Source organism: Ruegeria sp. AF7, from assembly GCF_056541885.1.
The window spans coordinates 1-20,743 of record NZ_JBQFYX010000012.1 but is presented as its reverse complement, the minus strand read 5'-3'; the positions used below and the strand labels follow the sequence as shown (position 1 = coordinate 20,743).

Here is a 20,743-nt window from a genome sequence, read left to right as displayed (position 1 = left end):
GGAGTTGAGACATGTTCAGAACCGCCATTCTTGTTGCGGCGATAGGCGTTGCGGCTGCCACGCAGGGCCAAGCCGCGCATCACGTCAAATCCGCCACAGCCGCAATCATCAACGCGCAAGGCGACGTCATTGGTCAGGCGAAGGCGACGCAAGGGCCCAATGGTGTTCTGCTGCACGTGCGCGTCACAGACCTGCCGCCGGGAAAACACGGGTTGCACCTGCACAGCCATGGTGTCTGCGAGGCCGGTGAAGGGTTCAAGACGGCCCAAGGCCATGTTGGCAAAGTTGAAGGCGCACATGGGCTGCTGAACCCTGAAGGCCCCGAGCCCGGCGATCTGCCCAATCTATATGTGGGACAGGATGGTGTGGGCGAGATGGAGGCCTTTACAAACCTGGTTTCGCTTGAGGGTGATGGAGATGTATTGCTGGATGGGGACGGATCAACTTTCATCATCCACGAAGCTGGCGACGATCACATGAGCCAGCCCATTGGCGGTGCAGGTGGGCGCATCGCCTGCGGGATCCTGATCGCCGACTGACACTATTGTCAGCTGAACTACCGTAGAAATACCTGAACCTTCTGGTTTCATTGACTTCCCCATGACGTGGCGGCAAAACCTGCCCATCACCATGTCATTGGGGGAGTTTTCCATGAAGAAAGTCTATGCCAATGCCGCCGAGGCACTCGATGGGGTGCTGACGGATGGCATGCTGATTGCCGCGGGCGGGTTTGGCCTGTGCGGCATTCCCGAACTGTTGCTTGCTGCCATCCGGGATTCGGGCGTCAAGGACCTGAGTTTTGCGTCGAATAACGCCGGTGTGGACGACTTCGGTATCGGCATCCTGTTGCAGACCAAGCAGGTCAAAAAGATGATCAGCTCGTATGTCGGCGAAAACGCCGAATTCATGCGTCAGTATCTGAGCGGCGAGTTGGAACTGGAATTCAACCCGCAAGGAACACTGGCCGAACGGATGCGCGCCGGTGGTGCCGGTATTCCCGGTTTCTACACCAAGACGGGCGTCGGCACCGTGATTGCGGAAGGCAAGGAGCACAAGGATTTCAACGGCGAGACCTATATCCTTGAGGAAGGCATTTTTGCCGACCTGGCTATCGTCAAGGCCTGGAAAGCTGACGACACCGGCAATCTGGTGTTCCGCAAGACCGCCCGCAACTTTAACGTGCCCGCTGCCACCTGCGGCAAGATCTGCGTGGCCGAAGTGGAAGAGATTGTTCCGCGCGGCTCACTGGACCCGGACAAGATCCACCTGCCCGGCATCTATGTGCATCGCATCATTCAGGGCGATCACGAAAAGCGCATCGAACAGCGCACCACCCGCAAGAAGGAGGATGCATAATGCCCTGGGACCGCAATCAGATGGCCGCACGCGCGGCAGAGGAACTGGAAGACGGCATGTATGTGAACCTCGGCATCGGGATTCCGACGCTGGTGGCGAACTATGTGGGCGACAAGGACATCACTCTGCAATCCGAAAACGGAATGCTGGGTATGGGCCCTTTCCCGTATGAGGGCGAAGAAGACCCGGACCTGATCAACGCGGGCAAACAAACGATCACCGAACTGTCCCGCACTGCATATTTCGACAGCGCCACGTCCTTTGCGATGATCCGGGGCGGCAAAATCGCTGCTGCGATTCTGGGAGCCATGGAAGTGGATGAGAAAGGCGACCTAGCAAACTGGATGATCCCCGGCAAGCTGGTGAAAGGCATGGGCGGCGCCATGGACCTGGTTGCAGGCGTTGGGCGCGTGATCGTGGTTATGGACCACACTAACAAGCACGGTGAAAGCAAGGTCCTGAAGGAATGCACTCTGCCACTGACAGGCAAGGGTGTCGTGGATCGCATCATCACCAATCTGGGCGTTCTGGACGTGGTCGAGGGCGGATTGAGAATCGTCGAACTGGCAGATGGTGTCAGTGAAGACGAAATGCGCGCTGCGACCGAAGCAACAATCGTCGGCTGAACAAAAGAAAAGGCCCGCCGAATCTAGGCGGGCCTTTTTCAATTTGAGGTCTGGAACACGCACCCATCTGAAATCAGATCCGGCGGTGTCGCGCACAAAGCCCGCGCGATCTGGAAAGCGGCCAGAACCTTGGGGACATAGTCTCGGGTTTCGGCATAAGGCGGCACGCCGCTGTGTTTACGTACGGCCCCTTCGCCCGCGTTGTATCCGGCCAGAACCAAAATCGGGTCGTTCCCGAACTCTTCCATCAACCAGTTCAGGTATTTCACGCCCCCGGCGATGTTCTGCGAGGGTTGCAGACTGTCCTTAACGCCAAAGCGGGCAGCTGTGGCGGGCATCAACTGCATCAGCCCCTTTGCGCCGGCCGAACTGACGGCATCCGCGCGACCGGCCGATTCAACCGAAATGACGGCCAGCACCAGTGCTGGCGACACATTGGTTCCCACGGTTGACCGCAAAATCTCGATCCCGCGTTCTTTTGCTATGTTTTGCAGCGATTGCAACCGGGGCGATCTTACATTCGTCGCCGCCAGCGCGTTTATCGCAGCATCAAGCCGCCCGGCCCCGCCTTCATCAATGTGCGGTGAAATGCGGTCCCAGAATGCCTTGTACGACCCTTTAGGGTCAGGCGCGGCACCGATTCCCGGCACTGTGGGCTGAACCACTTTGGTTCTTGCTATGATTTCTGGAACCACCAGTTCCACCCCTGTGCTGGGCGCTGAGGGCTTGGCCGCGTGTTCCTCGGGGGTGATCTGAATCGTCACGCGAGGACGCTCACCCGGCTTGGGGGCTTTGATCCGCTTGTAAACTCCGCGCGGCTCAACCTCGGTCGCATACCCGGGTGCGACACCAGATAGTAGAAACGCCAGTACACCGGCGCATTGAAGTGCGTTCCGGAGAGTCATGTGCCTGCCTCATGTATTCTTTTTACGCGATTTGAACCGCGAATCTTCGCCCAAAGCCAGAAAAACAAAGCGAATTGGGGCAATTTCGCCTCATTTGGCGTAAATTTGCACCGCTACAGAGCGCTTGGCATCAATCAAAGAATTTTTTTTTGTCTTATTTACAAATGCTTACGCATTTAGTGACCAAAAAGTTAAGCCGCGCGAAAAAAAATCTGTGTTTGGCCCAATTCCTGCCACGCACAACAGGCAAACATTAATTCATACCGAGACGGACATGAGCGGACTGAGAGAGAAAGCTCTGAAGAACGCCGAGGTTTGTTAAACTCTTTTTGATCCTTTAGGAGGGACGTAACATGATCAAGTTCATCAAGAACTTCCGCAAAGACGAAGACGGCGCAGTAACAGTTGACTGGGTTGTTCTGACCGCAGCAGTCATCGGCCTGGCAGCCGTTGCGTACAACCAGATTGAGCAAGGCGCGACTGGCCTGGCCACTGGCGTGAACACCGCACTGAACGCCGCATCGCTGAGCACTGGCGACAACACCGGTGCCGAAGGTGGTATCACCACAGCAGGCACCAACTAATAAACGCCTGCTTTAGAATGAATTCTGGCCGCGCCCTTTTGGGCGCGGCCATTCTTTTTGGGGGCGACAGATTGGTTCCATGCACAACCTTTGTGTTTCCTCTGAGACCACCGGAAGCTGTTTTGAATAGCACCCAAGTATTTTCTCTCTCATAAATACATCTTCGCATTCATGACAGAAGCAGCAAATCAGAGTCCCAACATCTGACGAGAACTTCAGGATGTTCAAATAAAATCAATATTTAGCCTAATTTCCGCCACCAGAGTTTCTCAGTTCTGTGCAAACATGATGCGCAAATTGGGAAAGTCATTCAGGGAGACAGCGATGGTCAAGTTCCTAAAGTTCTTTGAATCCAGCGAGGACGGTGCGGTTACTGTAGACTGGGTCGTCCTTACAGCCGCAGTTATTGGACTGTCCGGTGCTGCGTATGGCGTAATCGACGCGGGTGTAACCGGCATGGGTGGCGGTGTTAACGAAGCAATGAGTACCGCCGTCGTAAGCACAGGCACAAATAACGATGCTAATGCTGGTATAATCACGGCAGGAACCAACTGAACCTCAGTTGGTTTTCACGTTAACTGGGTTTTCTGAATCCTACATTGAAAATGTTTGGGCATACAGCGCTGCGACCTTCACAGGCGCGGCGTTTGTTTTGCTTGGTTCAACCCAGCTCATCGTGAACAAAAAAACCTCAGCAGTTCCGCGGCAATGTCCAAAACTCACGCAGAATCTAACAAGCAGACATTTTTGTCCCACATTTCGACACAATTTACATTTAACACTTGGGCTGTTTCAAAGTGGCCCTTTGGCCGCTTAGTATCCGACTAAATAAGAAAGAGGTGCATGTATGCGAGCGGTATTCGGACTTGTCCTGATTGTCGGCGTTGCTCTGGCTGGGGGCGCCGTTTACATGGCGCGCAACTATATTGCGGCTTACCAAAGCGAACTGGCGCGACAGAAACAAGCGGCAGAAGAAGCGCTGGCCAATGCCAAAGTCGATGTCATTCCAACGGTAACTGTTTACGTTTCAAATCGTGCGCTGAAATACGGTGAACGCCTGACCCAGGAAGACGTTCGCGCCGTAGACTGGCCAGAAAACGCGATTCCCGCAGGTACATTCTCTGATCTCACTGTGCTGTTTCCCGAAAGTGGTGCCAATGAGCGTTATATTCTGAGGACCATGGAAAAGGATGAGGCGATTATGGAGGTCAAGATTACACGGCCAGGCGAATCGGCTGGCCTGACCTCGCGACTTGAAAAAGGTATGCGCGCCTTTGCGATCAGCGTCGACGTGGCCTCCGGTGTTTCAGGGTTCCTGCGCCCCGGCGACAATGTTGACATCTACTGGACCGGATCGAGCGGCACCGTCGAGGGCAATACCGGCGGCATCACCAAACTGATCGAATCCAACGTTCAACTCATCGCCGTCGACCAGACCGCTGGTACGGACGTCGCAAGCGCAACGATTGCACGCACAGTCACGGTTGCAGCCACGCCAGAACAGGTTGCTGCGCTGGCGCAGGCCCAGAACACCGGCCGCCTGTCGCTGGCTCTTGTAGGGGTGCAGGATGACTCAGTTGCGTCGACAATCGAGGTGGATCAGCGCAAACTGCTTGGAATTACCGCGGCCGCACCGGAACCCAAAAAAGAAGTTGAACAGGTCTGCACGACCCGCATCAGACGCGGTGGCGACATTGTCAACGTGCCTATCCCCTGTACAAATTGACGCCAATTCAGAGTGTTACAAGATCGGAGCCGCATCTCAGATGCGGCTCTTTTCTTGTTGTTGTTGCCAATTCTCCACATAAGGAAAATTCCAGAAACCATTGATTATTGCAATAAATTCGGATTTCGCGCAGTCTCTTTGCACATAGGGCATAAGACCCAAAAAAACGAGGCGTGATCGGAGAGGCAGGTCACATGACAATACGTTCCTGGATCAGCGCAACCCTGCTGGGGTTGTCGCTTGTTATGAGCCCGGTCGGCGATGCCGCCTGGGCCGAAACCCTTCGCGTGGTAAAAAAGGGCACGGTGGAAACACTGGATGTACCAATGAATCGCGCGATTGTTGTGGAAAGCGAACAACCGTTTGCAGAGCTCAGCATTGCCAACGCAGGCATTGCGGACATCTCATCGCTTTCGGATCGCACAATCTATGTTTTGGGTAAGGCCCCTGGCCTGACCACGCTGACACTGTTCGATGGCGCGGGAAATCTGCTGGCCAACGTACGTGTCCGGGTTGCACCCGATGTAACCGAATTTAAAGAGCGTCTGCGTCAGATCCTGCCAAACGAGCAGGTGGAAGTGCGCACCGCCAATGATGGGATTGTGCTATCCGGCACGGTTTCAAGCGCAGCCAAACTGGCCCGCGCACTTGAATTGGCTGAACGGTACGCGCCGGAACGTGTTTCGAACCTGATGTCCGTTGGTGGCGTGCAGCAAGTTATGCTGAAGGTACGCTTCGCCGAGATGAATCGCTCAGTCGCGAAAAGTCTGTCGGCTTCGCTTGGATTCGGCGGCAGTGACGTAACCGGTGGCCTCAATACGCTCAACAACCAGTTAGCACTTACCAACGCATTGGCCAATAATATACCGGCAGTTCAGGCCAATACGGGTGCGATCCTGTTTGGCTTCGGCGCCGGCTCAACCCAGGTTCGATTGTTGCTGGAGGCGCTTGAAAGCAAGGGGTTGGCCCGCAGCCTGGCCGAACCGAATCTGTCGGCGCTGTCTGGACAGGAAGCAACGTTCCTGGCAGGTGGTGAGGTTCCGATCCCGGTGCCGCAGGATGACGGTGTTGTCGGAATCGAGTACAAAGCCTTCGGCGTCGAAATGGACTTCATCCCACGGGTCGTGGACGGCAACCTGATCAACCTCGAAATGGGAACAGCGGTTTCCACTATCGATCAAAGCTCGGACTTTACGATCAACGGCGATTCAGTCCCCAGCTTTATTACTCGCCGGGCGTCGACGACTATTGAATTGCGCGACGGTGAAAGCTTTGCCATTGCAGGGCTGATACAAGACGATTTTGCTGATTTGAGCAATCAGGTTCCCTGGCTGGGCGACGTACCAGTTTTAGGTGCGTTGTTCCGCAGCGCTAACTATCAGCGGCAACAGACTGAACTTGTGATTATCATCACAGCGCATCTGGTAACACCGACACGTGGCGAGGCACTTGCCCTTCCCACTGATCGTGTCAAACCGCCCAGTGAATTTGACCTGTTCGTGAATGGTCGGGTTGCTCGTACACAGCGTCCCGGAGCTGGCGGAGCGTCCGAAGTTGCCAAACAGGATTTCGGCAGCTCGTACGGCTACGTCCTAGATTGATCAGGAGGATAGGACCAATGCAGAAGTGGATCATCACACTGGGTCTTACGGTCGCCGTTGCCGCATGTGCGCGCGAAGCCGGATACGAGATCGATGCCGGAACCTTCGGAAACGCGACATTGAACAATATTCAGGTTCAAAACGGCGAGTTGACATATGCTCAGATTCTCGGTCGCAGATTTGCCGCAGATGTGCCCAGTCAAGTGAACTTTGCCTTCAACAGTTCGCAACTGGACGCATCAGCCCAACGCATTCTGCTGCAGCAGGCTGACTGGATCAAACAGTTTCCCGAAGCCAGGTTCCGGGTTTACGGGCATACAGACGCCGTAGGCTCAACAAGCTACAACAAGAGCCTTGGGATGCGCCGTGCACAGGCAGTCGTGGCATTCCTGGAACGGCAAGGGATCTCGCGCTCGCGCCTGGAAGCCGTTGTATCTTATGGAAAAACACAGCCATTGATCGCAACACCGAACCGGGATCGTCGCAACCGCAGGACGGTAACCGAAGTTTCGGGCTTTGTTGATCGACACCCGCAACTGCTGGACGGCAAATACGCCAACGTCATCTACCGCGAATACGTCGAAAGTGCGGCCTGGAAGACCGTGATCGGGGACGTGACTGCGACGGATACGACGAACTAGTGCCGTTAGCTCTGGTGGATAATACAATCAGAATGGGCGACATCGTCGCCCATTTCCCTACAATTGGTTCTTTTGCGCCCAATTCTTGCCCAACTTCAAAGCAACATTGTGAACAATAGGGTGACCTGCGGCCAAATTTGACCGTATTGGGGCGACAGCACATCAATCTGGCGGAATTCGTTCATATGACATGCTGAGCCCTCACGACGAGGATAGTGTTTATGACCAGCGCAACGCCGCAAGACGAAAATTCTGCAATCCTGGCCTGCACCATAAGCCGGGATGTCCAGAATTTTGACCTTCTGATTGAAGACATGGAAACCATTCTGGGCGAGCGCTGGGGCGACCTGGGCTTTGCCGAAGCGCTGGCCTTTTTCAGCCAGCCAGAAGCCGAAGCGCTTGAATTCGTTGCATTGGCAATCGACGGGGAAGATGAAGACAACCTGTCATTGATGGGTGAAATCATCACACGTGCCAAAGAAAAGAAGATCAAGGTCGTCCTGATCGCCGAGGACGTCACACCTGCTTCGCTCCACCAATTGCTGCGCAAGGGCGCGGACGAATTTGTCCCCTACCCGCTGCCGGAAGGTGAATTGCAGGAAGCGGTCGAACGCATGAAGCAGCCCGATCCGGTTGTCATGGCGCAAGCGGCAGCTGTTCCATTGGCGAATGGCGAATCGAAAGAAGGCGCGCTGTTCGTCGTTCAGGGACTGGCCGGTGGCGTTGGATCCACGACTTTGGCGGTAAATCTGGCTTGGGAACTGGCCTGTGCGTCGGACAAGGATGCACCATCTGTCTGTCTGATCGATCTGGACCTGCAATACGGCACGGTTTCAACCTATCTGGACCTCGCACGCCGCGAGACGGTGTTCGAAATGCTGTCGGATACGGATTCGATGGACAGCGAGGTTTTCTCCCAAGCCCTTCAAACGTATGAAGAAAAACTGCAAGTTCTGACCGCGCCATCCGACATGGTGCCGTTGGATCTGATTACCCCCGAAGACATCCAGCGCGTAATCGACATGGCGCGCACGCATTTCGACTATGTGATTGTGGATATGCCCAAGACGTTGGTCTTGTGGTCGGAAACGGTCTTGCAGGCGGCGCATGTGTATTTTGCAATGATCGAACTCGACATGCGGTCCGCTCAGAACGCCCTGCGCCTTAAGCGCGCATTGCAGGCCGAAGAACTGCCCTTCAACAAGCTGCGCTTTGCGCTGAACCGCGCCCCCAAATTCACCGATTTGAATGGAAAAAGCCGCGTGAAACGTATGGGGGAAAGCCTTGGCATCTCAATTGACCTGCTGCTGCCTGATGGGGGCAAACCTGTCATGCAAAGTGGCGATCATGGCCTGCCGCTGGCAAATTCGGCCGCCAAGAACCCGCTTCGCCGGGAAATCGCGAAGCTGGCCAAATCACTTCACAGCCTTGGCAGCAGCAGCGCTGAAGCTGCGTAACATCATCCCAAGGGGGGATCGCCGTGTTCTCAAGATATAAAAAACAGCCAGCAGCGCAGCCGGTAAAAGCAGCTGCGCAGCCAGCCGAGACAGCGGCACCCGCCGCACAAGCTGCCCCCACCCCCGCAGCAACTGCCGTCGCACGCAGACCTCAGAAGAAAGCCGCCGAGGTTGCTGGGGCCGACCGTGATCGAAAGCGCAAAGAGCGGTTGAGTGAGATCAAGATCGAACTGCACCGCGAGTTGCTGGAAAACCTGAACCTCGCGGCTTTGGAGACCGCAGCAGAAGCGGAACTGCGGGCTGAAATCAGCGCGATCGCCAGCGAAGTTCTGGAAACCAGGAACATCGTTCTGAATCGCGACGACCGATCGCAGCTGAACAAAGAACTTTATGATGAAGTAACAGGCCTTGGCCCGCTTGAGACGCTTCTGCAGGACGATACGGTCAACGATATTCTGGTCAACGGACCGCATCAGATTTTCGTGGAACGTGCCGGTAAGCTAGAAATCAGCGACATCACCTTCAAGGATGAAAAGCACCTGATGCGGATCATCGACAAGATCGTGTCCGCGGTAGGCCGTCGTGTCGATGAATCCAACCCCTATGTTGACGCCCGACTGGCCGATGGATCGCGATTCAACGCCATGGTGCCCCCTATCGCGGTTGATGGGTCTCTGGTTTCGATTCGTAAGTTCAAAAAAGACAAGCTGGGTATCGATGATCTGGTCAATTTTGGTGCGTTCACCGAGGAAATGGCTGCTTATTTGCAAGCTGCCGTGTCGACCCGACTGAACGTTATCGTGTCGGGCGGTACCGGTTCCGGTAAAACGACCACACTCAACGCTTTGTCCAGCTTTATCGACGATGCCGAACGCATCCTGACCATCGAGGATACAGCGGAACTTCAGCTGCAACAGACGCATGTGGGCCGGATGGAAAGCCGACCGCCCAACGTGGAAGGCAAAGGTGAGGTCAGTCCGCGCGACTGTCTGAAAAACGCCCTGCGTATGCGCCCTGACCGCATCATCGTCGGCGAGACACGCGGCGCCGAGGTGATCGACATGTTGCAGGCCATGAACACTGGTCACGACGGTTCGATGACCACGATCCACGCGAACTCGGCCCGTGACGGGATTTCACGTTTGGAAAACATGATCGCGATGGCCGGCATCGAAATGCCCATTAAGGCCGTCCGAAGCCAGATCGCAAGCGCTGTGAACCTAATCGTTCAGGCCAGCCGATTGCAGGATGGTTCGCGGCGCATGACCTCGATCACCGAGATTACCGGCATGGAAGGTGACGTGATTTCGATGCAGGAAATCTTTCGTTTTCAACGTGTTGGCCTGACACCTGACAACAAGATCATCGGTCACTTTACCGCAACTGGTGTGCGCAGCCACTACTCGGAACGCTTCCGTCTGTGGGGTTTTGATCTGCCCGCATCCATCTACGACCCAACCACAATGTAGGAGAACCGGGTATGCAATTGCCTATGGAGGCGATCATCTATGTCGCCATCTTTGTGGGGGTTCTTGCCCTGGTCGAGGGCATCTATCTGGTTGCGTTCGGCAAATCCATCAGCCTGAACAGCCGGGTCAACCGGCGTCTGGACATGCTGGAAAAGGGTGCCGGGCGCGAACAGGTTCTGGAGCAGCTGCGCAAAGAGATGCAGCAGCACATGAAATCACAGAGCATCCCTCTGTATTCGCTGCTTGCTGACAAGGCTCAAAAAGCCGCCATTGCGTTTTCTCCCCGTCAGCTGATCATGATCATGGCGCTGGTCTCGGCCATGGCGTTTGTGGGTCTGAGCATCGGTACCGCGACAGATACGGCGCTGCGCGCCGCGATTTCAATCGCCATCGGTATTGGCGGCGTTTACGCCTGGGTGAACCACAAGGCCAAGAAACGTATGGGAATGATCGAAGAGCAACTGCCTGACGCGGTTGAGCTGATGGTGCGTTCGCTGCGTGTGGGTAATCCCTTCGTTTCGACAATTCAGGTTGTTTCGAACGAAGTTCAGGATCCGTTGGGAACCGAGTTTGGTATTATCGCGGATGAATGCGCCTATGGACGCGATGTGGGCGAGGCGCTGAAGGATATGGCTGAACGTCTGGATATGCAGGATTTGCGGTTCCTGGCGGTTGCAGTGGGTATTCAGCAGCAGTCCGGTGGCAACCTGGCCGAAATTCTGGCTGGATTGGCACAGGTGATCCGCGCACGGTTCCGCCTGTTCCGTCGTGTCAAGGCAATCACGGCCGAAGCACAGTGGTCAGGCAAGTTCCTGTCTGGCTTCCCAATTGCGTGTCTGATTTTCATCCTGGTCAAGGATCCGGGATATTATGACGAAGTGTTGGATCACCCCTGGTTCATCCCTGCGTGTTTCATTGTCGGCATTTTGCTGACACTGAACCTGATCGTCATGAAAATCATCACCAACATCAAGGTCTGAGGGCAGCACAATGGAATTTCTGACCAACATCAATGACCTGCTGACCCAACACCTGGGTGAGTTCGGCCCCCTTATCGTGGTGGGTGTACTTGGCCTGATCATGGTTCTAGTCGCTGTCTCACTGATCATGAGCCAGCCGGAAGATCCTCTGAAAAAGCTTCAGCGGTCGAATGCGGCGCCCCGGGCAACGAAAAAAAGCAAGAAAGAGCAACTGCGTAACTCCAGCCGCAATGAGCAGCTTGAAAAATTCGCGACCTTCTTGGAGCCGAAAAACGAAGAAGAGTATTCGGCGGTTGAGCTGAAGCTGCGTCAGGCGGGTTACCGGTCAAAAGATGCGGTCCGGTTCTTTCACTTTGCGCAATTTTCGCTGGGTATCATTGGTATCGTTGTCGGTGTTCTGCTGATTACGGTCCTGTCAAACGGTCAGGAATTCACCGGCCAGCAGATGATGATCCGGGTGTTCGTGCCAGCCGCAATTGGTTATTTCGCCCCGAAATACTGGATCACGCGCCGGGTCGAAGCACGCAAAGAGGCGATTACCGCAGGTTTTCCGGATACGCTTGACCTGATGCTGGTCTGCGTTGAGGCCGGACAATCCCTGGACCAGGCCATCGTTCGTGTGTCCGGTGAAATGAAATCCTCCTACCCCGATATCGCTCAGGAATTCGAAACCGTCGCACACGAGATGAAAGCCGGTAAGGACAAAGACACTGTATTGCGCGATTTCGGAGTGCGCTGCGGCGTACAGGACGTGAACTCATTTGTCACCGTGATGATCCAGTCGGCGACTTTCGGTACATCCATTGCCGAGGCATTGCGGGTTTACGCCTCAGAGATGCGCGACAAACGCGTGATGCGCGCCGAAGAGGCTGCGAACAAGTTGCCTACCAAGATGACTCTTGTCACAATGATGCTGACAGTTCCGCCACTGCTGATCATTCTGGTCGGCCCGTCGGCGAATGTCATTTCGAGTTTCGGGCGTGCGGGCGGATAAAACCCTATGAAAGCTGAATTCAGGTGCTTCCCTTCCGGGTTTCGCCGAATACTTAAGGCCACCGTGGTTTGCGCCATGGTGGCTTCTTGCACAGAAGGCCTGACACCAAACGGACTGGATGCGCCGGGAGTTGATCCCAGGGGACAAGCAGAAGACAATATCGAGGTCGGAAACCGGCTGATGGCTGCCGGTGAATACGAACTGGCGCTTGAGACCTTTACCCGTGCCGCGTTGGATCAGGGCATGACGACACAGGTCCTGACTTCTCTGGGTACCGCCAATCTTGGGTTGCGGCGTTTAGGGCAGGCCGAAGAACTGCTGCGCCGCGCCGTGGAAGACGATCCGGATTGGCCTGTTGCATGGAATAATCTGGGCGTTCTGCTGATGGAGAAACAGGAATACCCCGAAGCGGCGCAGGTCTTTCAACGGGCTTATGCGCTGGACAATGGCGAAAGTGACGCAATCCGCGACAATCTGCGCTTAGCGCTCGCAAAAATGGAAAATCCTGTTAATAATATCCCGCAAGAACAACAAGAGTTTACACTGGAGCAGCTTGGCGACGGGCAATTCGCGCTACGCAAGATCCAGTAATCGAGGCAAGAGCAGTAAAGGACGCAAAAATGCGCCAGCAATTCTTGATTCCGACTGTTATTATCAGCGGTCTGTTCCTTTCGGCCTGTGCAAAGGAAACCGAAGAGGAAAAGGTGGAACGTACGTTTCAGGAAGTGAACGTCATTGACGAAACCAACCTGAACGATGTGTTGTTGAATGCCGCCGACCCGAACGAGGCGGTGACCTATTTTCACGGTGCCGCACTCAAAAACCCTGATCGAATCGACCTTCAGCGCGGGCTGGCAATATCCCTGGGTCGCGCAAAACGCACCACCGAAGCGGCAGCAGCGTGGAAGCGCGTGACGACAATGAAGGGTACGAACGCCGCGGACAAGGTCGAGTACGCCGATGCGCTAGTGCGAAATGGCGACTGGTCTCAGGCCAAAACCGTTCTGGATTCGGTTCCCCCGACATTCGAAACCTTCAAACGCTACCGCCTTGAGGCGGTGGTCGCGGATTCCCGGAAAGAATGGAAGCGGGCTGACCATTTCTATGAAACGGCCGTAGGGCTAACCACCCGCCCAGGCAGCGTGATGAACAATTGGGGGTACTCGAAGCTGACCCGCGGCCAGTATGCCGAAGCCGAACGCCTGTTCACCGACGCAATTCGTCAGGACAGCTCTCTGTTCACTGCCAAGAACAATCTGGTGTTGGCCCGGTCAGCGCAGGGCAACTACAGCCTTCCGGTGGTTCCAATGACCCAGGTCGAACGGGCCCAACTGTTGAACACGATGGGGATTTCCGCAGTCAAGCAGGGCGACGTAGAAACCGCGAAAAACCTGTTCCGCGAGGCCATTGCCACCCATCCGCAGCATTTCGATGAAGCGGTCCGCTCGCTTCGTGCACTTGAAGAGGCCTGACACATGCAAATCCCCGCTGCGGCGGCGGCATGGTTCCTGCCCTTTGTGCTGCCGATCTGCTTTTACGTGGCCTTTACGGATCTGCGTGAGATGCGGATCAAGAACCATGCAGTAGTTGCCCTGGCACTGATTTATGTCGTGGTCGGGCTGATTGCTATCCCGCCGTGGTCCACCGGCGCGGTTAGCGGCCATCTGCTGCTGATCAATGTGTCGATGCCGATCTATTTCTGGCACCTTCTACACATCCTCGTGGTGTTGATTTTCGGCATTCTCCTGAACGCTTCGGGAGCGATGGGTGCGGGCGACGCGAAATTTCTTGCCGCATCCGCGCCGTTTGTCTGGCTTGGCGATCTGAAGCTGGTTCTGCTTATTATGACCGCCTGTATTCTGGCCGCTGTGGTCACGCACCGTTTGGCGAAAATCACAAGGTTGCGTATCATTGCTCCACATTGGGAAAGCTGGGATCGGGGCAAACAGTTCCCCATGGGGTTCGCACTGGGTGGATCGTTGGCCATGTATCTGATTCTGGGTACTGTTCTCGGTTCGTAAACTATCATCAGCGCGCCTTGCCCCTGCCTTTGTCCCGCCACAAAGCTGGGTCACTTTTCCTTCAAGCCGCCCTTATTCGGGCAGTTGGCGTTACAATTTGACGAACGAGCACCGCGCATGAATATGCAGACTTCCTCTGTTATGGCCCCCCCTGCCCCGAAGGGGTTAGGCGAAATGAAGCTTCCGCTGGTGATGATGCGGGACATCTTGCTGAAGACCATATTCCGCAAGAATGCGAGCACAGTGTCAGAAGTTTCAGCAGCCATATGTCTGCCCGGCGCAGTCACGCAGGAACTGATCGATATCGCGCGCGAGCAAAAGCTGCTTGAGGCTACGGGGACGCTGAACGCCAACAGTGGCAACGAGATGGGATATCAGCTGACTGATGCCGGCAAGGCCCGCGCACTGGATGCCCTCAGCCAGTCCGAGTATTTCGGTGCGATGCCCGTCCCGCTGGACGTCTATCGCGAGCAGGTCAAGCGCCAGTCGATCCGCAACATTCAGGTCACGCGCGACCAGTTGACCAATGCCATGGGCCATCTGGTTCTACCCGACAGCTTGCTGGATCATCTGGGCCCGGCGGTCAGTGCAGGCCGGTCGATCCTGATGTATGGCCCGCCGGGCAACGGTAAATCGTCCATCTCGAACGGCATTCGCGATGCGTTGGGGGACAATGTCTATGTACCCTATGCCATCGAATATGCGGGGCAGGTGATCACAGTCTACGACCCGATCGTGCATACCGCGATCGAGCAGGAGGCCGACGACCCGAACAGCCTGCGCCGACGCAAGCGGTTCGACTCACGCTATGTACAGTGCGAACGCCCGACCGTGGTCACCGGCGGTGAACTGTCGCTTAGTATGCTGGACCTGGTCTACAACCCCACGGCAAGAACCTATCAGGCACCGCTGCAGCTGAAATCCACCGGCGGCATCTTTATCGTGGACGACCTTGGCCGTCAGGCCGAACCGCCGCAGGCGCTGGTCAACCGCTGGATTGTTCCACTGGAAGAAAACAAGGATATCCTGGGCCTGCAATCGGGTGAGAAATTCGAAGTTCCTTTTGATACGCTGGTCATCTTCTCGACCAACTTCCACCCGAACGAGATCTTTGACCAGGCAGCCCTGCGCCGGATTTTCTTCAAGATCAAGATCGACGGTCCGAATCAGGAGAACTTCCTGAAGATTTTCGCCATGGTTGCGCGTAAACGCGGGATGCCACTGGATGAGGCGGCGCTGGTGCATCTGCTGAAGGTCAAATACCCGACCATCAACAACATCTACGCCAACTATCAACCGATCTTTCTGATCGACCAGATGATCTCGATCTGCGAGTTCGAAGGCATCCCCTATCAGATGAGCCCCGAACTGATCGACCGGGCCTGGGCCAACATGTTCGTCAAAGACGAGAAAATCGTCAAATAACGCCGTGCCATTACCACTCCGGGGCGGGTAGTCTGCGTTCATGACGCAGATTCCCGCACGGATTGCCGCGTGGTTTTCCACCAAAGGCTGGTCCATCCACCCGCATCAGCAAGAGATGTTCGACCGCGCATGCAGCCCGGCGACACTGCTGATTGCGCCCACCGGTGGCGGCAAGACCATGGCCGGGTTTCTGCCGTCGCTGGCTGAACTTGCGGATGCTGATCACAATGGATTGCACACAATCTATGTCTCGCCGCTCAAGGCGCTGGCAGCGGATATCAAGCGTAACCTGCGCACCCCGGTGGATGAGATCGGTCTGCCTATTCGGATCGAGGATCGCACCGGCGACACCTCAGCCACGCAGAAGAAACGCCAACGGGCCGATCCGCCCCACATCCTGCTGACCACACCGGAAAGTCTGGCGTTGCTGACCTCGTACGAGGATGCGCCGCGTATGTTTGAAGGGGTGCAGCGGATCATCGTCGATGAAATCCACGCACTGGCTGAAAGCAAGCGCGGGGATCAGCTGATTCTGGCGCTGGCGCGTCTGCAACGCCTCAATCCCGATCTGCGCCGCGTCGGGTTGTCGGCGACGGTGGAAGATCCTGCTGCGGTTGCCCGCTTTCTGGCCCGCCACCCTGATCCCTGCCAGATTGTACAGGCCGACCCCGGCCCGGACCCGGATATCCGAATGCTGGAAACGTCACAGATGCCACCCTGGTCTGGTGGTGGCGCGGCTTATGCCATCCCAGCTGTGCTGGAGCAGATCAAGCATCACAAGACCACGTTGATCTTTCACAATACGCGCGCCCAGGCCGAGATATTCTTTCACAATCTTTGGCTGGCCAATGATGACGGTCTGCCCATCGGCATCCATCACGGCAGTCTGGACCGGCAGCAGCGCGAGCGGGTCGAGGCGGCAATGGTTCGAGGTGACTTGCGCGCGATCGTCTGCACCGGTTCGCTGGATCTGGGCATCGATTGGGGGGATGTCGATCTGGTGATCCAGATCGGCGCGCCCAAGAATGTCAAACGGCTGGTGCAAAGGATAGGACGGGCCAACCACCGCTATAACGCACCTTCCAAGGCGCTTTTGGTGCCTGCCAATCGCTTCGAAGTGGTCGAATGCGTCGCCGCGCTAGAGGCCGCCAAAGCCCATGAATTGGATGGGGAACCCCGCGGTCGCGGCCCGCGCGATGTTTTGTGCCAGCATATCCTGATTGCCGCCTGCGCCGGGCCATTTAACGCAGATGATCTATATGCCGAGATGACATCCGCCGGGCCTTACGCTCAGCTGAAGCGGGCAGAGTTTGACGCCTGCCTGAATTTCTGCGCCACCGGCGGCTATGCTCTGCAAGCCTATGATCGCTGGCAAAGGTTGCAGCAGCGTACCGACGGGCAATGGCAGTTGCGCGACCCACGCGCCGCATCGCGCATTCGTATGAATCTAGGCACTATTCAGGACACGGATACGCTCAAAGTTCGTCTGAAACGTAACCGGGGCGGCAAACCTCTGGGTGAGGTTGAAGAAGCATTCGCTGCCTCGCTGACGCCCGGCGACACCTTCCTGATCGGCGGGCAAATCGTGCGGTATGAGGGACTGCGCGAGATGGTGGTCGAAGTCACGCGGCGCGCTGACCGAAAGCCAAAGATTGCGACCTTTTCGGGCACGAAATTCGCAACCTCCACGCAACTCAGCGACCGCATTCTGCGCATGTTTGCCCAAACTGACTGGCCACAGCTTCCCCCTCATACGGCTGAATGGCTGGATTTGCAGCGCCAGATGTCCCGCCTGCCCCAGCGTGATCGTCTGCTGATCGAGAGCTTTCCCAGCGATGGGCGTGAACATCTGTGCGTCTACGGATTTGCTGGTCGCAACGCGCAACAAACACTGGGCCTGCTGCTGACCAAACGGATGGAGGAAACCGGACTGGCCCCGCTGGGGTTTGTCGCCACGGACTATGCCACGCTGATCTGGGGTCTGGACGCGGTTACCGATCCCCGCCCGTTGCTTCAACCCGATGCGCTGCGCGACGGACTGGACACCTGGCTGGCAGGTAACGCCGTTATGAAGCGCACGTTTCGTGCATCGGCCACCATTGCGGGTCTGATCGAACGCAACATGGCAGGGCAACGCAAAAGCGGGCGGCAGGCTACGTTTTCGTCAGATATCCTGTATGACACCTTGCTGAAATACGATCCCGATCACCTATTGATGCAGATCACCCGCGAAGAAGCCATGCGCGGGCTTGTCGATTTCGGTCGGATCGAAACAATGTTGGCCCGAATTGGCGACAGAATCGATCTGGTGCGGCTCGAGCGTGTCTCGCCCTTGTCAGCACCACTGTTTCTTGAGGTTGGCAAAGTGCCGGTGAAAGGCAGTGCCGAAGAAAGGCTTCTGGCGGAGGAAAGCGCACGGCTGCTGCAAGCGGCGGGGTTGGAACAGCTTTGATCTGCTTGCGCCGGGCTCTGAAACAGGCCAAGAACGTATCATGAACGAATTTGGGTTTCCGTTTGCTGGTCAGTGCTTGTGTGCTTTGCCGTCCGGTGCGCTTTGGTGGCCAGACGAAAGCTTGCTGTGCGTGTCGGACCTGCATCTGGGCAAATCCGAGCGCGTGGCGCGGCGTGGTGGGCCTTCGCTTCCGCCTTATGACAGCCGTGAAACGCTGGACCGCCTGAAGGATGATCTGGCGCGCACGAACGCCAAAACCGTTGTATGTCTGGGCGACAGCTTCGATGATCTTGAGGCTGCCCGGGCGCTGCCAAAATCAGAAATGCTAAGGATCGCGACCTTACAGTCCGGACGTCAGTGGATCTGGATTGAGGGGAACCACGATCCCGGTCCTATTGAGCTGGGTGGAACCCATCTGTTCGAATGGCACCGTGGTCCGCTTGTTTTCCGTCATATCGCGCAGGATCCCGCGCGAGGCGAAGTTTCCGGCCATTACCATCCAAAAGTCCGGGTCAGGATCAAGGGGCGTCATATTTCACGGCCCGCCTTTCTGCTGAACGATCATCGCCTGATACTTCCGGCGTATGGCACCTTTACCGGGGGACTGCGCAGTTCGGATCATGTGCTGTCGGCACTCATGGGTTCGCAGGCGATGGCGATCCTCACAGGCCCGCTTCCTCACTTGATGCCAATGCCGCGATAGGTTCAGATCAGGCCGGCCTCTTCCAGCATGGGTTTGTATTTCCGGCTGACTGGAACCAGATCGCCATTGACCAGTTTCAGAAAGGTTTTGCTGCCTTCTCTTTCGACACTTGCAATGGATGCGTCGGTGACCCAATGCGAACGGTGCGAACAATGACCCGGGACAGGCTCCATCTCGGCGATTGCATCTGTGAAACGCGACCGAAGCGTGAAGGTGCCTTCTGAGGTGACAACATCTACGTTGTGATCCCGAACAGTCAGGCGATAGATTTTCCCGTTGAACCCGGGTGGCAAGCGTTTGACAAGGCGTGGTTTTTCAGGATCAGACTCAGTACTTGCCGCAGCATTCAGATCGTTGCGCTGAACAAGCATCAAGCCAGTCGCGAACAAAGCGCCATAAACCACAACCCTTTCGGCGTCCGGTGCCATATATCCACCACAGGTGAAAAGAACCCAGGCCAACATCCAAAGTGAGGGCGTGAACAATGCCAGGGTCAAAGTAACAAACGCCAGGTCCCGCGCCGGAACATTCAGGAAAACGGGATTCTTCCGCATCAGCTTTCTGGCAAGCCCGGTCACCATCAAAGCAAGGACCATCACTCCGGCCCAGAATACAAGCCGCAACCCAAATGACAGGTCAGAATCATGGAAGGGTGGAAACGCATATGCAAGTAAAGGAAGAAAGACCAAACCCGCTACCACACGCTGCAGCGAAAATGCCTTCTGGATTATACTTATTTTAGACGTCATACCGCTTTTGTGCATGAATTAGCATAGCTCAACCCGAATGCGTCAGACACAACAGTGTCTTCACCTGTAACCAACTGGGATTACAGGGATATCACGATTTGTTCGGCTGTCAAACCCATTCAGGGCGCTTTGTCCATGCAGTCAGGGGGCAGTCAGGGAGCAATTTGGCTGGAACTTTACCTGCCAAAAAAGGGGGCCGGTCCGAAGGGTCCGATCCGGCCCCCGCGTATATCACGCGGTCAGGCCTTCTGGTTCTGGGAGTTTGTTTGCGCGGCAGCAGGCGGTGAGGGTGTTGGCCAGCAGGCAGGCGATGGTCATGGGGCCGACGCCGCCGGGGACGGGGGTGATGGCGCCGGCGCGTTCGGCAGCGCTGGCATAATCGACGTCGCCGACCAGCTTGGTCTTGCCATCGCGTTCGATGCGGTTGATGCCCACGTCGATCACGGTGGCGCCTTCCTTGATCCAGTCGCCAGGCACCATTTCGGGGCGGCCAACGGCGGCCACAACGATATCGGCGCGGCGCACCACATCCGGCAGGTCCCTGGTGCGCGAATGCGCGATGGTCACGGTGCAGCTGTCCCCCAGCAGCAGCTGCGCCATCGGCTTGCCCACGATGTTCGAGCGACCGATGACAACTGCATCCAGGCCCGACAGCGACCCGTGGTGATCGCGCAGCATCATCAGGCAGCCCAGCGGGGTGCAGGGCACCATCGATTTCTGACCAGTGCCCAAAAGGCCCACGTTCGAGATATGGAAACCGTCCACATCCTTGGCCGGATCGATCGAATTGATCACCAGATCCTCGTTCAGGTGCTTGGGCAGCGGCAACTGCACCAGAATGCCATGCACCGCCGGGTCGGTATTCAGTTTGTCGATCAGCGCCAGCAGCTCCGCCTCCGAGGTCTCCGCATCCAGCTTGTGCTCATACGAGTTCATGCCGACTTCGACGGTCATCTTGCCCTTCGAGCGGACATAGACCTGGCTGGCCGGATCCTCGCCCACCAGAACCACGGCCAGGCCGGGGGTGATGCCGTTTTCCTCTTTCAGCTTTGCA

At 56.3% G+C, this 20,743-nt stretch carries 21 protein-coding genes; 18 read left to right on the top strand and 3 right to left on the bottom strand.

All coding sequences use genetic code 11. The annotated features are described in order from the left end of the window. The first annotated feature begins 11 nt into the window (after positions 1-11). The 3 genes from ACR0AP_RS15955 (at position 12) to ACR0AP_RS15945 (ending at position 1,982) form a co-directional block, all read left to right on the top strand. On the top strand, positions 12-539 hold the full coding sequence (locus ACR0AP_RS15955) for a superoxide dismutase family protein (protein ID WP_480507757.1): 528 nt from the start codon (positions 12-14) through the stop codon (positions 537-539). A 112-nt stretch (positions 540-651) separates the two neighbouring features. Further along, positions 652-1,356 carry a CoA transferase subunit A gene (locus ACR0AP_RS15950; protein WP_209505579.1) on the top strand — a complete coding sequence of 235 codons (705 nt, stop codon included), beginning with the start codon at positions 652-654 and terminating at the stop codon, positions 1,354-1,356. Next, positions 1,356-1,982: a CoA transferase subunit B gene (locus ACR0AP_RS15945; RefSeq protein WP_267363038.1), complete on the top strand. Its 627-nt coding sequence runs from the start codon at positions 1,356-1,358 to the stop codon at positions 1,980-1,982. The genes ACR0AP_RS15950 and ACR0AP_RS15945 overlap by 1 nt, the downstream gene beginning before the upstream one ends. Before the next feature lie 38 nt (positions 1,983-2,020). Here the strand turns inward: ACR0AP_RS15945 and ACR0AP_RS15940 are convergent, their stop codons facing one another. Next, a complete protein-coding gene (locus ACR0AP_RS15940; RefSeq protein ID WP_480507755.1) occupies positions 2,021-2,887 on the bottom strand; it encodes a lytic transglycosylase domain-containing protein in 867 nt (288 codons plus the stop codon). Positions 2,888-3,240: 353 nt separating this feature from the next. On the opposite strand from ACR0AP_RS15940, the gene ACR0AP_RS15935 reads away from it, so the two are divergent. From ACR0AP_RS15935 to pdeM, 15 genes are all read left to right on the top strand, one after another. Continuing rightward, the gene (locus ACR0AP_RS15935; protein WP_267363034.1) at positions 3,241-3,471 is read left to right on the top strand and encodes a Flp family type IVb pilin; all 231 of its coding nucleotides are present in this window, start codon (positions 3,241-3,243) and stop codon (positions 3,469-3,471) included. Positions 3,472-3,795: 324 nt separating this feature from the next. Then, complete coding sequence (locus ACR0AP_RS15930; RefSeq protein ID WP_480507752.1) at positions 3,796-4,026, top strand: hypothetical protein; 231 nt, start codon at positions 3,796-3,798, stop codon at positions 4,024-4,026. A gap of 292 nt (positions 4,027-4,318) precedes the next feature. Then, entirely contained in the window at positions 4,319-5,197 is an 879-nt protein-coding gene (gene cpaB, locus ACR0AP_RS15925; protein WP_480507750.1) for a Flp pilus assembly protein CpaB, read from the top strand. A gap of 194 nt (positions 5,198-5,391) precedes the next feature. Continuing rightward, positions 5,392-6,798, top strand: coding sequence for a type II and III secretion system protein family protein (locus ACR0AP_RS15920; protein WP_480507748.1), 1,407 nt, complete (start codon positions 5,392-5,394; stop codon positions 6,796-6,798). A 17-nt stretch (positions 6,799-6,815) separates the two neighbouring features. Then, complete coding sequence (locus tag ACR0AP_RS15915; RefSeq protein WP_480507746.1) at positions 6,816-7,439, top strand: OmpA family protein; 624 nt, start codon at positions 6,816-6,818, stop codon at positions 7,437-7,439. A gap of 221 nt (positions 7,440-7,660) precedes the next feature. Beyond that, positions 7,661-8,896: a CpaE/TadZ family protein gene (locus ACR0AP_RS15910; RefSeq protein WP_209505562.1), complete on the top strand. Its 1,236-nt coding sequence runs from the start codon at positions 7,661-7,663 to the stop codon at positions 8,894-8,896. Positions 8,897-8,919: 23 nt separating this feature from the next. After that, positions 8,920-10,365, top strand: a complete 1,446-nt coding sequence (locus ACR0AP_RS15905; protein ID WP_209505559.1) for a TadA family conjugal transfer-associated ATPase — start codon at positions 8,920-8,922, stop codon at positions 10,363-10,365. 11 nt (positions 10,366-10,376) lie between these two features. Then, positions 10,377-11,345 (top strand): type II secretion system F family protein, encoded by a 969-nt coding sequence (locus ACR0AP_RS15900; RefSeq protein ID WP_480507742.1) that lies wholly within the window; start codon positions 10,377-10,379, stop codon positions 11,343-11,345. 10 nt (positions 11,346-11,355) lie between these two features. Next, positions 11,356-12,339: a type II secretion system F family protein gene (locus ACR0AP_RS15895; protein WP_480507740.1), complete on the top strand. Its 984-nt coding sequence runs from the start codon at positions 11,356-11,358 to the stop codon at positions 12,337-12,339. A gap of 6 nt (positions 12,340-12,345) precedes the next feature. Then, positions 12,346-12,930 carry a tetratricopeptide repeat protein gene (locus tag ACR0AP_RS15890; protein ID WP_480507738.1) on the top strand — a complete coding sequence of 195 codons (585 nt, stop codon included), beginning with the start codon at positions 12,346-12,348 and terminating at the stop codon, positions 12,928-12,930. 29 nt (positions 12,931-12,959) lie between these two features. Continuing rightward, positions 12,960-13,811: a tetratricopeptide repeat protein gene (locus tag ACR0AP_RS15885; protein WP_480488512.1), complete on the top strand. Its 852-nt coding sequence runs from the start codon at positions 12,960-12,962 to the stop codon at positions 13,809-13,811. Positions 13,812-13,814: 3 nt separating this feature from the next. Next, entirely contained in the window at positions 13,815-14,360 is a 546-nt protein-coding gene (locus ACR0AP_RS15880) for a prepilin peptidase (protein WP_480507736.1), read from the top strand. 117 nt (positions 14,361-14,477) lie between these two features. Continuing rightward, the gene (locus ACR0AP_RS15875; RefSeq protein WP_209505546.1) at positions 14,478-15,785 is read left to right on the top strand and encodes an ATPase; all 1,308 of its coding nucleotides are present in this window, start codon (positions 14,478-14,480) and stop codon (positions 15,783-15,785) included. Between the two features lie 40 nt (positions 15,786-15,825). Continuing rightward, positions 15,826-18,237, top strand: a complete 2,412-nt coding sequence (locus ACR0AP_RS15870) for a ligase-associated DNA damage response DEXH box helicase (RefSeq protein ID WP_480507734.1) — start codon at positions 15,826-15,828, stop codon at positions 18,235-18,237. Positions 18,238-18,277: 40 nt separating this feature from the next. Continuing rightward, positions 18,278-18,940 (top strand): ligase-associated DNA damage response endonuclease PdeM, encoded by a 663-nt coding sequence (gene pdeM, locus ACR0AP_RS15865; protein WP_480507732.1) that lies wholly within the window; start codon positions 18,278-18,280, stop codon positions 18,938-18,940. 2 nt (positions 18,941-18,942) lie between these two features. Here pdeM and ACR0AP_RS15860 read toward each other — a convergent pair whose 3' ends face one another. Beyond that, entirely contained in the window at positions 18,943-19,494 is a 552-nt protein-coding gene (locus ACR0AP_RS15860; protein WP_480488517.1) for a LytTR family DNA-binding domain-containing protein, read from the bottom strand. A gap of 426 nt (positions 19,495-19,920) precedes the next feature. Further along, positions 19,921-20,743, bottom strand: an 823-nt coding sequence (gene folD, locus ACR0AP_RS15855) for a bifunctional methylenetetrahydrofolate dehydrogenase/methenyltetrahydrofolate cyclohydrolase FolD (protein ID WP_480507730.1), incomplete at its 5' end; no start/stop codon positions are given.

Bases quoted from the DNA above. Each gene is read 5' to 3' on its own strand.
- ACR0AP_RS15955 (WP_480507757.1), top strand. From the start codon at position 12: ATGTTCAGAACCGCCATTCTTGTTGCGGCGATAGGCGTTGCGGCTGCC.
- ACR0AP_RS15950 (WP_209505579.1), top strand. From the start codon at position 652: ATGAAGAAAGTCTATGCCAATGCCGCCGAGGCACTCGATGGGGTGCTG.
- ACR0AP_RS15945 (WP_267363038.1), top strand. From the start codon at position 1,356: ATGCCCTGGGACCGCAATCAGATGGCCGCACGCGCGGCAGAGGAACTG.
- ACR0AP_RS15940 (WP_480507755.1), bottom strand. From the start codon at position 2,887: ATGACTCTCCGGAACGCACTTCAATGCGCCGGTGTACTGGCGTTTCTA.
- ACR0AP_RS15935 (WP_267363034.1), top strand. From the start codon at position 3,241: ATGATCAAGTTCATCAAGAACTTCCGCAAAGACGAAGACGGCGCAGTA.
- ACR0AP_RS15930 (WP_480507752.1), top strand. From the start codon at position 3,796: ATGGTCAAGTTCCTAAAGTTCTTTGAATCCAGCGAGGACGGTGCGGTT.
- cpaB (WP_480507750.1), top strand. From the start codon at position 4,319: ATGCGAGCGGTATTCGGACTTGTCCTGATTGTCGGCGTTGCTCTGGCT.
- ACR0AP_RS15920 (WP_480507748.1), top strand. From the start codon at position 5,392: ATGACAATACGTTCCTGGATCAGCGCAACCCTGCTGGGGTTGTCGCTT.
- ACR0AP_RS15915 (WP_480507746.1), top strand. From the start codon at position 6,816: ATGCAGAAGTGGATCATCACACTGGGTCTTACGGTCGCCGTTGCCGCA.
- ACR0AP_RS15910 (WP_209505562.1), top strand. From the start codon at position 7,661: ATGACCAGCGCAACGCCGCAAGACGAAAATTCTGCAATCCTGGCCTGC.
- ACR0AP_RS15900 (WP_480507742.1), top strand. From the start codon at position 10,377: ATGCAATTGCCTATGGAGGCGATCATCTATGTCGCCATCTTTGTGGGG.
- ACR0AP_RS15895 (WP_480507740.1), top strand. From the start codon at position 11,356: ATGGAATTTCTGACCAACATCAATGACCTGCTGACCCAACACCTGGGT.
- ACR0AP_RS15890 (WP_480507738.1), top strand. From the start codon at position 12,346: ATGAAAGCTGAATTCAGGTGCTTCCCTTCCGGGTTTCGCCGAATACTT.
- ACR0AP_RS15885 (WP_480488512.1), top strand. From the start codon at position 12,960: ATGCGCCAGCAATTCTTGATTCCGACTGTTATTATCAGCGGTCTGTTC.
- ACR0AP_RS15880 (WP_480507736.1), top strand. From the start codon at position 13,815: ATGCAAATCCCCGCTGCGGCGGCGGCATGGTTCCTGCCCTTTGTGCTG.
- ACR0AP_RS15875 (WP_209505546.1), top strand. From the start codon at position 14,478: ATGAATATGCAGACTTCCTCTGTTATGGCCCCCCCTGCCCCGAAGGGG.
- ACR0AP_RS15870 (WP_480507734.1), top strand. From the start codon at position 15,826: ATGACGCAGATTCCCGCACGGATTGCCGCGTGGTTTTCCACCAAAGGC.
- pdeM (WP_480507732.1), top strand. From the start codon at position 18,278: ATGAACGAATTTGGGTTTCCGTTTGCTGGTCAGTGCTTGTGTGCTTTG.
- ACR0AP_RS15860 (WP_480488517.1), bottom strand. From the start codon at position 19,494: ATGCGGAAGAATCCCGTTTTCCTGAATGTTCCGGCGCGGGACCTGGCG.